General features: G+C 43.9%; 12 protein-coding genes and 1 tRNA gene. 9 read left to right on the forward strand and 4 right to left on the reverse strand.

Features of this window, described 5'->3' with window-relative positions:
- Nucleotides 1-56 precede the first annotated feature (56 nt).
- Nucleotides 57-1,793, forward strand: a complete 1,737-nt coding sequence (locus JJ941_RS08970) for a carbon starvation protein A (protein ID WP_290964035.1) — start codon at nucleotides 57-59, stop codon at nucleotides 1,791-1,793.
- On the opposite strand, the gene JJ941_RS08975 is transcribed toward JJ941_RS08970, so the two are convergent.
- A complete protein-coding gene (locus JJ941_RS08975) occupies nucleotides 1,790-3,487 on the reverse strand; it encodes an NAD-binding protein (protein WP_290964038.1) in 1,698 nt (565 codons plus the stop codon). The genes JJ941_RS08970 and JJ941_RS08975 overlap by 4 nt on opposite strands.
- Before the next feature lie 115 nt (nucleotides 3,488-3,602).
- Between JJ941_RS08975 and JJ941_RS08980 the strand changes: the two genes are divergently transcribed.
- From JJ941_RS08980 to JJ941_RS09000, 5 genes are all read left to right on the forward strand, one after another.
- On the forward strand, nucleotides 3,603-4,670 hold the full coding sequence (locus JJ941_RS08980) for a serine hydrolase (protein ID WP_290964040.1): 1,068 nt from the start codon (nucleotides 3,603-3,605) through the stop codon (nucleotides 4,668-4,670).
- 98 nt (nucleotides 4,671-4,768) lie between these two features.
- Nucleotides 4,769-5,395 carry a 2OG-Fe(II) oxygenase gene (locus tag JJ941_RS08985; RefSeq protein WP_290964043.1) on the forward strand — a complete coding sequence of 209 codons (627 nt, stop codon included), beginning with the start codon at nucleotides 4,769-4,771 and terminating at the stop codon, nucleotides 5,393-5,395.
- Nucleotides 5,396-5,534: 139 nt separating this feature from the next.
- On the forward strand, nucleotides 5,535-6,212 hold the full coding sequence (locus JJ941_RS08990) for a response regulator transcription factor (RefSeq protein WP_290964045.1): 678 nt from the start codon (nucleotides 5,535-5,537) through the stop codon (nucleotides 6,210-6,212).
- The gene (locus JJ941_RS08995; protein ID WP_290964047.1) at nucleotides 6,209-7,291 is read left to right on the forward strand and encodes an ATP-binding protein; all 1,083 of its coding nucleotides are present in this window, start codon (nucleotides 6,209-6,211) and stop codon (nucleotides 7,289-7,291) included. Before JJ941_RS08990 ends, JJ941_RS08995 begins: the two co-directional genes overlap by 4 nt.
- A gap of 54 nt (nucleotides 7,292-7,345) precedes the next feature.
- A complete protein-coding gene (locus JJ941_RS09000) occupies nucleotides 7,346-8,431 on the forward strand; it encodes a mannose-1-phosphate guanylyltransferase (protein WP_290964050.1) in 1,086 nt (361 codons plus the stop codon).
- On the opposite strand, the gene JJ941_RS09005 is transcribed toward JJ941_RS09000, so the two are convergent.
- Genes JJ941_RS09005 through JJ941_RS09015 form a run of 3 tightly spaced genes read right to left on the reverse strand, consistent with a single transcriptional unit; the run spans nucleotide 8,428 to nucleotide 10,216 of the window.
- Entirely contained in the window at nucleotides 8,428-9,195 is a 768-nt protein-coding gene (locus JJ941_RS09005) for an MBL fold metallo-hydrolase (RefSeq protein ID WP_290964053.1), read from the reverse strand. The two genes, JJ941_RS09000 and JJ941_RS09005, sit on opposite strands and share 4 nt — an antisense overlap.
- Nucleotides 9,192-9,491 (reverse strand): hypothetical protein, encoded by a 300-nt coding sequence (locus tag JJ941_RS09010; RefSeq protein WP_290964056.1) that lies wholly within the window; start codon nucleotides 9,489-9,491, stop codon nucleotides 9,192-9,194. Before JJ941_RS09010 ends, JJ941_RS09005 begins: the two co-directional genes overlap by 4 nt.
- On the reverse strand, nucleotides 9,488-10,216 hold the full coding sequence (locus JJ941_RS09015) for a hypothetical protein (protein WP_290964058.1): 729 nt from the start codon (nucleotides 10,214-10,216) through the stop codon (nucleotides 9,488-9,490). Before JJ941_RS09015 ends, JJ941_RS09010 begins: the two co-directional genes overlap by 4 nt.
- Nucleotides 10,217-10,278: 62 nt before the next feature.
- Between JJ941_RS09015 and JJ941_RS09020 the strand changes: the two genes are divergently transcribed.
- The 3 genes from JJ941_RS09020 to mnmG all read left to right on the forward strand — a co-directional run bounded on the left by JJ941_RS09020 (nucleotide 10,279) and on the right by mnmG (nucleotide 13,108).
- Nucleotides 10,279-10,827, forward strand: a complete 549-nt coding sequence (locus JJ941_RS09020; RefSeq protein WP_290964061.1) for a glutathione peroxidase — start codon at nucleotides 10,279-10,281, stop codon at nucleotides 10,825-10,827.
- 133 nt (nucleotides 10,828-10,960) lie between these two features.
- Nucleotides 10,961-11,034 (forward strand) — tRNA-Asp (locus tag JJ941_RS09025).
- A gap of 187 nt (nucleotides 11,035-11,221) precedes the next feature.
- Nucleotides 11,222-13,108, forward strand: coding sequence for a tRNA uridine-5-carboxymethylaminomethyl(34) synthesis enzyme MnmG (mnmG, locus tag JJ941_RS09030; protein WP_290964064.1), 1,887 nt, complete (start codon nucleotides 11,222-11,224; stop codon nucleotides 13,106-13,108).
- Nucleotides 13,109-13,113: the final 5 nt, after the last annotated feature.

Genomic DNA, 13,113 nt, shown 5'->3' on the forward strand with positions numbered 1-13,113 from the left:
AAAAATAGTAATTAAGTCGCAGATTGTTGGAACTTAATAATTAACCGGAATCAATTATGCAGGCAAGTTGGGTCGCAGCGGCATCGTTAGTGTTATTTTTTATCGGCTATCGGTATTACTCCAGATTCCTGGCAGAAAAAATCTATAGGCTCAACCCTGATTTTATGACGCCGGCTCATGAGTTCAGCGATGAGGTAGATTTCGTTCCCACCAATAAGTGGGTGTTGCTTGGTCATCACTTTACTTCTATAGCAGGGGCTGCGCCTATTGTGGGGCCGGCTATTGCGGTATACTGGGGCTGGCTTCCGGCTATGCTTTGGGTGGTCTTAGGGACCATTTTTGCGGCCGGAGTCCATGATTTCGGTACCATGGTTTTATCCGTTCGCCACAAAGGACAATCGGTAGGTACCCTGGCTGACAAACTAATCGGTTCACGTGCAAAACTCTTGTTTCTCTTTATCATTCTGATTCTGGTGCTGATGGTGAATGCAGTGTTTGCCTGGGTGATCTCTAATCTCTTTATAAGCTTCCCGGCAACGGTTCTATCCATTTTTATCCAAATTCCCCTGGCTATTTGGATAGGCTATCGGTCGTTCAAAAAAACAGGGGGTATGATCATCCCTACCATCCTGGTGCTTTTTGTGATGTACTTCACGGCAATCATCGCCAGCTATGTGCCGGTTCTTCAAATAGACCTGATACAATACTTTGGGGGAGCTGATAATGCCGTTTTATTCGGATTGAGCGGTATTGAAATGGCTTTTTTCGTTTGGATTGTCATTTTAATGATCTATGTGTATTTCGCTTCAACCTTACCTGTGTGGTTATTATTACAACCGCGCGATTTAATTAACGCTTATCAGCTGGTTCTGGGTTTGGGTATTTTATATTTGGGATTATTTGTGAGCAGTCCGGAAATTACTGCACCGGCAACCAATCCCGAAACTTCGGATGTGAGCTGGTTCCCACTTCTATTCATAACCATTGCCTGCGGTGCTATTTCCGGATTTCATGGATTAGTTTCTTCAGGAACAACTGCCAAGCAGCTGGATAATGAAACCGATGCGCGCTTTGTTGGGTACATCGGGGCTATAGGGGAAGGTTCACTGGCGCTTATCACCATTGTGGCAATTGTAACCTATTTCAACACCACCGGCGAATTTACGGATGTCTATCATTCCTTTTCGGAGGCGGGAGCCGTTGGGTTAACTATTTTTGTGGAAGGAGCCGCCCAATTAGCAACAGCACTGCTCATTCCTCTCGAAGCGGCAAAGACGATTATTGCTGTTATTGTGATCAGCTTCGCGGCAACCACGCTGGACACTTCCGTTCGGCTGATGCGCTATATCATTAACGAGTTGGGTGAAGAGTATGAAGTACAGCCCCTTACTAAACTTCACACCTCTACGCTGATTGCCGTTGGAGCCAGTGCAGCATTGGTTCTGCTCCCCGAAGGACCAAGAGGCCTGGGTTCCGGGGGGTACTTGCTGTGGCCGTTGTTTGGAACATCAAATCAGTTGTTGGCGGGAATTAGTTTACTGTTGGTGAGCATCTGGCTGAAGAGAAATGGACGAAGTATTGTGTACACCCTGGTACCTATGATTTTCTTGTTAATCATGACGCTTTGGGCCATGAGTAAACAGGTAATTTTTGACTGGTCGGGTTACGGTGATTCGGAAGGAAACATGCTGCTTTTTATTTTCGGAGCTGTCATTCTTGGATTCACGATTTGGATTATACTCGAAGCCATGGTCCTTGCACGGAAAATGAGTAAGGAAGAACCGACCGGTTAATCGTCTTGTTTTTTGTAATGGCTGATGAATCGTTGTTCATCATCCGCCTGCCCGATTAGTATAATTTCACTCTCAGAAGGAATCGGTTCTTTTGGATCCGGATTAATAACCTGCTTTCCGTCTTTTTGGTAGGCAATCACGTTACAGCCGGTTTTATTTCGGATGTCGCATTCAATAAGCGATTTACCCTGAATTTTAGAGGGAGTTTTAAGGCTGAATACGTTCAGCCCTTCAGCAATCATCACAATATCATTCTCTTCAAAAATATTAAAGATGGCATTCGCACCCATTGAGGCATAACTCATTACAAAATCAGCTCCGGCGCGGTGCAGGGTATGTACATTTCTTTCTAAAGTTGAACGGGAAATAATATGGATATTAGGGCGAAGGCTGCGGCAGTAAATGGTGAGATAAATGTTTACATCATCCAGATGAGAAGTGATGATAACGCTTGGGGCGGTTTCAATACCTGCTTTCTTCAGGGTTTCCAGGTCGGCGGCATCGCCGAGTATAAAGTTTTTAGAATTACGAATGCGTTCCGGATTCTTATCAACAATTTTAAACTTAATGTTTCTTCTCTTCAGGTGATAGGCAGCCGCCCTTCCTACACGTCCGGCACCGATAATTACAACCGGGTCATCACTGATGCTGTAAATACCGAATAGCTCGTCATACTTACGTAATTGCTGGACCGAGCCCGCCAAAACTAATACACTGTGACTTTTTATCTCCACTTCGGGGTGGGAGCCCACAAAAGTACCGCGCTCCCATATTCCTACTACATTAATACCAATATCTTCACGTAACCGGCTTTCCCGCAGAGTTTTGCCGACAAGCGGAGTGTTATAGGTGGTGGCTTCTGCAATTACAAGCCTACCAAATCTGCCCACCGGGTGCACCCGGGCATCCTGCCCTAATGTTCGCCGGGAGAGGGCTCGCCCCAGAATATTCCCCATATGAAGCACATGATTGCTCCCCGCTAATTTCAGGATATCAATGGAATCATATGAGTTGGCCGTAGAGATGATTTTAACATCATCGCTGAATTCCCGGATAGTATGGGCCACATTGGTATTAAACATATCGGTGCCGCCACTAACTACCAGGGCTGCATCTTTCACATTCATTTTACGGTAGGTTTCCGGGTCATCGGCATCACCAAGCATCACCCGGTATCCCTGATCATATAAATCAAGGGCTTGCTGCAGTTCATCCACCAGAAGCACATACTCATGTCCGTATTGGTCCAGCTTTTCGATCAGTGCTTTGGTTACGGCATCAAAGCTGGTAATGATAACATGATCTTTGGTGCCTTTGGGAAGCTCCCGGGGGGCTCGTGCACGATGTTGAGCCTCCATCCAGGGGGCGTAGAAAAATTCAATAAAGGTAAAAGGTAGCATGATGAGCAGGGAAATCACCCCGGAAATCAACACAAGAATGGAAAAGGCCCGGCCTAAATCAGAAGTGAATGTGATGTCGCCAAAACCGAGGGTGGTCATGGTGGTGAGGGTCCAGTAAAAACCGGTCATCCATGAATGCTTTTGCCCCTCCATCTCCATGATTTCATGAAAAAGTACCCCGTATAAGATAATCATCCCCAATAAAATGAGCATAAAGCGGATAAGCCGCCGGATGTTGGTGCGGGTATTTCGGTTAGAAACGAAGTAGCTGATCTGGGAAGTGAAAAATTTCATGCAGCAATATTAATCAAAGAGAAGTTAAAAGAAAGGATGTTGTTTATTTGAGCCGGTCGTAACTTTCTTCTGAAAATTAAGTCTTATTACGGTCACAGATAACCAGCAAAAGTTAATGAAGTTTTCATCAGTATTTTTAGTTGTTCTTTTTGTTCTCAATTCGGTTGCGTTCACGCAAGTTCCCAAAACCCGACTTTCTGAGATGTCGGCAGAACAAGCGGGCTTTAATGCTGACTCTCTTAAAAAACTGGAACATTATCTGGAAAGCTCAGGCTCTTCGGCACTTTTGCTGGTGTATGACGGGCAGGTATTTTTTGATTGGGGCAAAACGGACAGAAAGCATGTTATACATTCCATACGAAAGGCGTTGTTGAGTTCTTTATACGGAATTTTCGTGGAGAAGGGGGTGATAGATACCAGTGCTACATTAGCAGACTTGGGCATTGATGATATTGAACCCTCCTTAACCCCGATGGAAAAGCAGGCCACAGTTGCAGACTTGTTAAAATCCAGATCGGGGGTGTACCATAATGCTGCTGCTGTTTCCCGTGGTATGTTGGCTGGAAAACCGGAGCGGGGATCGTTCAAACCGAATGAGCATTTTTACTATAACAATTGGGATTTCAACACTCTTGGCTACATTCTCGAAATGAAAACAGGAGAATCCATATTCGATCTTTTTTATGAAGAAATTGCCCTTCCATTGGGAATGCTCCACTACCAGGGGAAGTTTGCAGAACTGGATGGAGAAGATGAAAAGGCTAAGCTTCCGGATACAGATGGTGTGTATCAGTACGAAAAAAGTAAATCAAAATATCCGGCGTATCACTTCAGAATGTCGGCTCATGATTTGGCAAAATATGGTGTCTTATATATGAATGAAGGGCGGTGGAATGGAAAGCAGATTGTGCCCGAAAGTTGGGTTGAGGCCAGCACCACTTCTTACTCGCTTACCAACAGGTATGTAAATATTGGATATGGTATGTTGTGGAGTGTTTTGATTCCCAATGAGCAACGCAAAACGAAATCGTTCTATCATACCGGAGCAGGGGCTCACATGTTGGGGGTTTATCCTGGTTCAAAGCTGGTAATGGTTCATCGGGTGGATACCGAAGGTGAAAATGAGTTCAAACAAGAGCGTTTGTATGAAATTATTTCTTTGATTTTTGCATCTCAAAATTAAATAATACACTCGTTGATTCTGCCTATTCTTTTATTCTGAAATTAAGGGTAATTTCATTATCTGAAGAGAGAACAAGCTTATCTAATTTATTGAATAGTATGACTTTTACAGATGAAACATGGGTTAGCTGGATGGATCAGCTGGCAGAACAAGATTATGTTATTGTGGATGATTTCATCTCTGATGAGTTCTACGATAGGATAATGGCTTTTTTCACTGAAGCGGAGGAAAGTGACAAACTGAAGAAAGCCGGAATCGGGGCTAAGAATGATTTCCAGTTAAAAGCAGAAGTCCGTGGAGATTTCATTTACTGGCTGGATGAAGAAAGAGATCAGGAGCTCTCCTTTTTCTTTGATTTAAAAGATGAGCTGGTTCAAAGCCTGAGACGATATTGCTACCTGAGTTTATCGGGGTCGGAATTTCATATAGCCAAGTACCCGGCCGGCACTCATTATCACCGGCACCTGGATCAGTTTAATGAACGTACCAACCGGCAGATAACCGTTCTTATATATCTCAACAAAGACTGGAAAAAGGGAGATGGCGGGGAACTTATTATTTACAAAGATGGAGAGGAGATTACAGTTGAGCCCCATTCCAAACGGCTGTTACTTTTTAAAAGTGATACCATTGAGCATGAGGTGTTAACCACAAATGTGCCCCGGTACAGTTTAACGGGATGGTTGCTGCATCAACCGGCGAATGTCGGTTATTTACTGCGATAAGCAAAGAAAGAGAAAAACGCTAAAAACTGCTTATTTTAAAGGGAATCGGGTAACAATTTCTTAATCCTCATTCATTTTCTATTAACATGGTACATTAGTACCATTGTTTATCTGAAAATCTTCACAAAAACCTGACGCCGTGGCTAAACAAACCATACTTGTAGTAGATGATGAAAAGGATCTGCTCGACCTGATCGAATATAATCTCAAAAAAGAAGGCTTTGCCGTTTTGAAGGCTGAAAATGGTGAAGAGGGTATCAAAATTGCCAAAGAGCATAAGCCGGATTTGGTTTTGATGGATATCATGATGCCGAAAATGGATGGGATGGAAGCCGTGGAGACCATGCGCGCCGATGAAGACCTGAAATCAATCCCTATTATTTTCCTGACCGCCCGCAGTGATGAAAAAACAGAAGTGGAAGGTCTCGATAAAGGTGGTGATGATTATATAACCAAGCCCATCAGTACCACAAAATTGATTTCCCGCATCAAAGCCGTGATGCGCAGGTTTGATGAAACCACGGAAGATGTTGACCGGCTCGATGTTCATGATCTTTCCATTGACAAAGATCGATACATTGTAACGCGCGGCGACGAAGAATTTCAGCTTCCCCGCAAAGAGTTTGAACTTTTATACTACCTGGCCAGCCGCAAGGGAAAAGTCAGAGATCGCCAAACCCTGCTCAACAAAGTATGGGGCGATAATATTTATGTGGTAGATCGTACCGTTGATGTACACGTGAGAAAAATCAGGGAGAAATTGGGAGATCATTACATCGAAACAGTAAAAGGAGTGGGCTACAGATTTAAAGAATGAGTAAATCTAAAAAGAAGAAGCGAGGCGTTTTTCGCTTTGGCCTTCGTGCAGCCATCTACATTTCACTGATTTCAGCAGCGCTTATCTTTCTGCTGATGTGGTTGGGGTATAATTTCACCCCAAAAGACGCCGGGTCTGTTTCTGCTCTTGTGGGTGGTCTAATATTCCTGACATCCTATGCCGTCATTTACTTTGTTTCTCACCAGAGAATTGATACTATCGAGCGCTTGTTTAAGAACATGGCGCGCAAACGGTTCATGGAGTACGAAAATGTAACATCAACCCACAATGATGAAGTTGACTACCTGGTGAAGCAGGGGATCAAATCGAGCCGAACCATTGAGCGCGAAATTCAACGACTGAACCGTATAGAGAACTATCGCAAAGAATTTATCGGCGACATTTCTCACGAGTTGAAAACTCCCATTTTTGCCATCCAGGGGTTTATAGAAACGTTATTGAACGGGGCATTAGAGGATGAAGAGGTAAACCGGGATTTCCTGAAAAAAGCGATGCGGAATGTAAACCGGCTTATTTATCTCACCAAAGATTTGATGGAAATCTCCAAGCTTGAAACCGGTGAGCTAAAATCGGAGATCGAGGAAATTTACCTTTATGAAGTACTGCACGACATTATCGAAAGCCTGAATTACAAAGCAGAGAAAGAGAATATAAAGCTGATTGTGCACGACTTTGACAAAAACATTAAGGTGAAGGCGGATAAAAATCAGGTGAAGCAGGTTTTGATTAACCTGGTGGAAAATGGCATTAAATACAATGTGCCAAATGGAAAAGTAGAGGTGAATGTGTTTACGAAGCCCAAACAACCGGAGCGTGTTTTTGTTTCGGTTAAAGATACGGGCATTGGTATCGATGAAAAAGATATCCCAAGGGTAACGGAGCGATTTTTCCGGGTTGATAAATCCCGATCCAGAGAGCGGGGCGGAACAGGGCTCGGCCTGGCTATTGTCAAGCATATTATGGAAGCGCACGGAGAAAAGTTCAGCATTGAAAGTGAACCTAACAAAGGCTCAACCTTCACCATCAGTCTTCGGCGCCTGGATCCGGTTCAGGTTTGATTATATAAATCGTACTTTCCTTCCTAAACCAACAGTGACACAAGTATAAAATTTATGGTATATGCAGTAATAATGGCCGGCGGGTCGGGTACACGGTTCTGGCCAAAAAGCACAAAAAAGCTTCCTAAACAATTTCTTTCTCTTTTTGGGGAAGGAACTATGATCCAGAATACGGCCAAACGTATAGAGGGGCTTATTCCTCAGGAGCATGTGATGGTGGTTACTAACGACAGCTATGTGGACATCGTTAAAGAGCAACTGCCCAAAGTTCCGGCTGAGAATATTGTTGGTGAACCGGTTGCTAAGAATACGGCTCCTTGTGTGGCCATTGCTGCAGAAATGCTTTATAAAAAAGACCCGGAAGCCGTTATGGTGGTTCTGCCGGCCGATCATCACATCACAAATCCGGAAGCATTCAATAAATACTTAAAGGCGGCCATAGAAAAGGCGAAACAAGGATCGAACCTGGTTACTATAGGAATTCATCCGGACCGGTCGGAAACAGGGTATGGGTACATCCACGGTGATGATGAATCAGAAGAAGTTTTTGCGCATAAAACGGTTCATCCGGTTAAGGCCTTCAAAGAGAAGCCGGATATAGAAACAGCCAGGGAGTTTTTAGATTCAGGAGATTATTATTGGAACAGCGGAATGTTCATTTGGTCGGCCAAAACTATTCTGGAAGAATTTGATAAGCATTTACCTGACATGTACGAGCAGGTTAAGCAAGCCGGCAAGGAAGTTTATGGAGTTGATCACGAGGAATCTATCAATACGTTTTACCGTGCATGTGAATCTGTTTCCATAGATTACGGAATTATGGAACATGCGCAGCAGGTTTTTGTAGTACCCGGTGAGTTTGGGTGGAATGATGTGGGTAGCTGGACAGCCGCCTATGATTTGGGGGATAAGGACAGCAATGGAAATGTTATTAATGCCAAGCAGGCAACGTTCAGTGAATCATCAAAAAATTACATTTCTACAGAAAGCGGAAAAATGATTTCGGTTGTTGGACTGGAAGGTGTGGCTGTAGTTGAAACGGAGGATGCTATTCTGGTGTGCAAGCTGGATAAAGCTCAAAATGTGAAGGAGATCGTTCAGCAGTTAAAAGAGAACGAAGATTATCGGAAGTTTCTTTAATCCGGCACCTGAATCGAAAGCTGGTCGTATGCCAACTTGATATGATCCGGCAGCTTTTTATTGGTAGGCTCGTGGTCCACATAACTGTTCATATGAATGAGGTAAGCTTCGGGGATATTCAGACTCTCCAACACCTCAACAGCCTCAGGAATGGTTAAGTGAGTGGGGTGTTCCGGTTCCCATCGCAGCGCACTCAGCGCAATCACTTTGGAGCCTTTTATGAGCTCAAGTGTCTCGTCAGGGATATGTTTTACATCCGTCAGGTACGAGAAGTCATTTACCCGAAATCCCAGAATATCCAAATCGCCGTGTTGTACCGGTAAAGGAGTAACCTCGATTTCTTCATCTAATTTAAAAGAAGAGGTTACTTCGTTCAGGTCAAGAGAAGTAGATCCGGGATACTTGTTCTCCCCAAACATATAATCAAAGCGCTTGTGGATAGACTCGATGCATTGCCCGGAAGTGTATGCGGGAATGGGGGCTTTATTTATATAGGAGTAAACTCTGAGATCATCGATCCCGGAAACATGATCCATGTGTTCGTGGGTAATGAGAAAATGATCAATCTTTTTGATGCGCGAGCGAATGCTTTGTACTCTGAATTCGGGCCCGGCATCAATCAGGATCGATTTTCCGTGAACCTGAATCCATACGGAACAGCGAGTGCGTTCATTTCTTGGATCATGTGAAAGTTCTTCGCGCCTAAAGCCTCCCGCAACAGGAACTCCCATAGACGTACCCGTACCCAGAAAAGTAATTTTCATTCTAACTCAAAATCCTCAGAAGTTTCTTCAGGGGTTACCGCCAACTGATCCCAAAGTTCTTCCAGTTTTTTACGGACGGCCGGTTTAATGTACACACCCGTCAAATCAATTTGGCCAAGCACCCGCCCCATAGTTCCAAGCTGCGAAGCTACCGGCTTGTTCTTATTAACCATCACCAGCTTCTGTCCTTCAATTATACACTCATCCCCGCGAAACGAACCCCGCTCTTTGCGGAGGGTGTAGCCCGCCTGTTCAAGGATTTGTTCGAGTTCGAGAAGAAATTTTTCTGGCTTCAAAGGGAAATTCCGAGTGTTAGTATATGTCCTGAAAAATCGTAATCAAATTCGTCACCGTCAATATCGTAGGAGTCGAATATGTAATCATAGCCCAAACTTATGTTTCTTCCAAAAATCAGGTTGTAGAAATTCACCCTTGCTTTCCCTCTCATTGAAAAAACATTACCTCCAATTAACCCCCCACTCGCAGTACTGAAACCAAAGCTGGGTATAAATTGAGCCGTTACACCAAGCTTATCAGGAAAGTAGAGTTGTGCTATTCCTCCTGCTCCGGCATGCAGGTTGGTTTGAGAAAACTCTTCACTTATATCATCACTCCGAACGCTGGTTATCTTTGAACCTAATTGAATGGGTACCCCTAGACCAAAGTTAGGTCTTCTCACAAAATAGAAAGGATTTGTAAAGTTGATGTTCAGGTCAAAGTAGTTTCTGTCGTCCAGGCCGGTCATGTCGTTACCCAGGCTTGCACCAATATTAAATCCACCCGATTCAAAAGAGATGTGAGCAGCCGTCCCGGTAAATGCCAATGATTGATGTGAGTTGAGGGCGGCCGGGTTTCCGGTATAACTAAAGTCGATAGGCTGTATGCCAACCCGGATGTATGGGGCAAAAGGATTAGACCTCTGTTCCACTTCATCACCTACGGAAAACATTTGTGCATAACAGAAGGCAGGGGAGGCAATAAGAACCAACAACAGAAACCGCTTAAAAAGAGATTGTATCATGGGGAATGATTTTATTAAGTGAATCAGTTTAAAGACTAACGACCGAAGAAAAAAATATTTCAATGAAAATTTTATTTACAGCTCTGCTTCTATCACTCACAGCCACTATGGGAACATCAGACCAAACATCATTATACGATTTTACCGTTCAGGATATTGACGGAGAGGAGATTTCGCTGGAACAATATAAAGGACAAGTTGTTTTAGTGGTCAACGTGGCCTCAAAATGCGGATACACCCCTCAATACGAAGGACTTCAAAAGATATACGAAACCTATAAAGATGATGGGTTTGTGATATTGGGGTTTCCCGCTAATAACTTTAATGGGCAGGAGCCGGGAACAGATCAGGAAATAAAACAATTTTGTACGCTTGAGTACGGAGTGGAATTTCCGATGTTCTCGAAGGTATCCGTTAAAGGTGAAGATCAGGCTGACTTGTTTTCATATTTGACCTCAGTACCGAATGATGACTTTGACGGAGAGATTAAATGGAATTTTGAGAAATTTTTGATCGATAAAAATGGTTTACTAAAGAGGAGATTCAGAAGCAGCGTAGAGCCACAGAGCGAAACTCTTGTTGCAGCCATTGAAAAGGAATTGAATCGTTAAGAACTTTATCCCATCACCATCCCGATAAGAGGATCACGATTGAGTTCGTGATCCTCATTTTTTTAATTAATCTTTTTCGGAAAAAGGCTTGACTTCCAATCGATATGGTCTGTATATTTGATGCTCTCAAAAAGGTCCGGTAGTTCAGTTGGTTAGAACGCCTGCCTGTCACGCAGGAGGTCGAGGGTTCGAGTCCCTTCCGGATCGCAATAAAGCTTCCACATAGTTGGAAGCTTTTTTTGTTTGTAGCCACTATGTAAATGTGATTTCCCGTATTCGCGAATCTTCGGCAAATCAACCCAATGCAGGTTATAGTTCAGCGGGCTACAATTTCTTATCTTTATTATAGCTAAGGATTAATTAGTTTTTATAAATACTTAAAAAACAGAGAGTAATGTCCGTTTTAGATCCTACATATGATGTAATCGTGGTTGGTGGAGGCCATGCCGGTAGCGAGGCGGCCGGAGCCGCAGCTCAAATGGGAGCAAAAACCCTGCTGATTACCATGAACCTGGAAGCTATCGCTAAGATGTCTTGTAATCCGGCCATGGGTGGGGTAGCAAAAGGCCAGTTGGTAAGAGAGATTGATGCCCTGGGCGGGCTGTCCGGAATAGTCAGCGATGAGTCCGGCGTTCAATTCAGGATGCTCAATATGAGCAAAGGCCCCGCTATGTGGAGCCCGCGTTGCCAAAGTGATCGTATGTTATATGCTCAGAAAATGAGGGAGAAGCTCGAGGATAAAGAGCACTTGTTTTTCCGTCAGGATAATGTAGTCGATTTAATATCAGAAAATGATAATGAGATTAAGGGGGTAGTTACCCAAACAGGACAAAAGTTTTTTGCTAAGTCTGTCATTTTAACGACCGGTACTTTTGGAAACGGACTGATTCATATCGGGGAAAGTAATTATGGAGGGGGCAGGTCTGGAGAACGAGCTTCCATCGGTATCTCCGCTGCTCTTGAAAAACTTGACTTTGAAGTTGGCAGGTTAAAGACCGGAACACCTCCCCGGGTAGATGGAAGAACCGTGGACTATTCTCAACTGGAGGAGCAGTTTGGGGATGAGAACCCAACAGCCTTTTCTTTTCTGACAGAGAAGCTGCCTTCTTTGGAAGAGCAGATGTCTTGCTGGATTGGTTATACCAATGAAGAGGTACACGAAGTTTTAAAGGAAGGCTTCGATCGAAGCCCGATGTTCAATGGACGTATTAAATCCATTGGCCCCCGGTACTGCCCAAGCATTGAGGATAAAATTAATCGCTTTGCAGATAAGGACAGACATCAATTATTCCTTGAGCCTGAAGGATGGAATACCTATGAGATGTATTTGAATGGATTTTCAACCTCCCTTCCGGAAGATGTTCAGTACAAAGCGTTACGAACTATTCCCGGTTTTGAAGATGTAATTATGATTCGCCCGGGTTATGCCATCGAATACGATTATTTCCCGCCGCATCAGATAAGGCGTTCGTTAGAAACTAAGTCAGTAAAAGGGTTATTCTTTGCCGGGCAGATTAACGGGACTACCGGTTACGAAGAGGCTGCTTGCCAGGGACTGATGGCCGGCATCAATGCGGCTCTTAACGTGCAGGATAAAGAACCATTAATTCTTCAAAGGTCTGAGGCTTACATCGGCGTTTTGATCGATGACCTTATTAATAAAGGCACAGAAGAGCCTTACCGAATGTTTACATCGCGAGCAGAACACAGAATTTTGCTCCGCCAGGACAATGCAGACCTTCGCCTGACTGAGATCGGAAATCGTATAGGCCTGGCTTCGGATGAACGAATGCAACGAGTTGAGAAAAAGAAAGAAGCTATAAATAAGCTCGACGATCTAATTAAAGACTATACAGTTTACCCTGAGAAGATGGACCCAATGCTCGAGAGTAAGGAAAGCTCGACCATGAGTCAGCCAATGAAAGCCGAGAGAATCCTACTTCGCCCGGAGGTTTCTTTGCAGGACATGATGGACTATGATGAAGAGTTTGCCCATCAGGTAAAAGATATCAGCGACAACAAGGAGGTGTTGGAGCAGATAGAGATTCAAATAAAATACGCGGGCTACATCGAGAAAGAGTTCGAGATGGTGAAGGAGATGGAGAAGCAGGAAAATATGTCAATCCCGGAGCAGGTAGAGTATTCAAGCATCAAAAGCCTTTCTACAGAGGGAGCGCAAAAACTTTCAAAAATACGTCCGGAAACGATTGGTCAGGCAAGTAGAATAAGTGGGGTTTCAGCCAGCGACCTCTCTGTGCTCATGGTTTATCTGAAAAATTAGGACTG

This window comes from Gracilimonas sp., from assembly GCF_017641085.1.
Classification (GTDB): Bacteria; Bacteroidota; Rhodothermia; order Balneolales; family Balneolaceae; genus Gracilimonas.

What these genes read in the sequence shown, in the direction of transcription:
- JJ941_RS09015 (WP_290964058.1), bottom strand. Translation starts at nt 10,216, where the DNA reads ATGATACAATCTCTTTTTAAGCGGTTTCTGTTGTTGGTTCTTATTGCC.
- mnmG (WP_290964064.1), top strand. Translation starts at nt 11,222, where the DNA reads ATGTCCGTTTTAGATCCTACATATGATGTAATCGTGGTTGGTGGAGGC.
- JJ941_RS09020 (WP_290964061.1), top strand. Translation starts at nt 10,279, where the DNA reads ATGAAAATTTTATTTACAGCTCTGCTTCTATCACTCACAGCCACTATG.
- JJ941_RS08985 (WP_290964043.1), top strand. Translation starts at nt 4,769, where the DNA reads ATGACTTTTACAGATGAAACATGGGTTAGCTGGATGGATCAGCTGGCA.
- JJ941_RS09000 (WP_290964050.1), top strand. Translation starts at nt 7,346, where the DNA reads ATGGTATATGCAGTAATAATGGCCGGCGGGTCGGGTACACGGTTCTGG.
- JJ941_RS09005 (WP_290964053.1), bottom strand. Translation starts at nt 9,195, where the DNA reads ATGAAAATTACTTTTCTGGGTACGGGTACGTCTATGGGAGTTCCTGTT.
- JJ941_RS08980 (WP_290964040.1), top strand. Translation starts at nt 3,603, where the DNA reads ATGAAGTTTTCATCAGTATTTTTAGTTGTTCTTTTTGTTCTCAATTCG.
- JJ941_RS08995 (WP_290964047.1), top strand. Translation starts at nt 6,209, where the DNA reads ATGAGTAAATCTAAAAAGAAGAAGCGAGGCGTTTTTCGCTTTGGCCTT.
- JJ941_RS08970 (WP_290964035.1), top strand. Translation starts at nt 57, where the DNA reads ATGCAGGCAAGTTGGGTCGCAGCGGCATCGTTAGTGTTATTTTTTATC.
- JJ941_RS08975 (WP_290964038.1), bottom strand. Translation starts at nt 3,487, where the DNA reads ATGAAATTTTTCACTTCCCAGATCAGCTACTTCGTTTCTAACCGAAAT.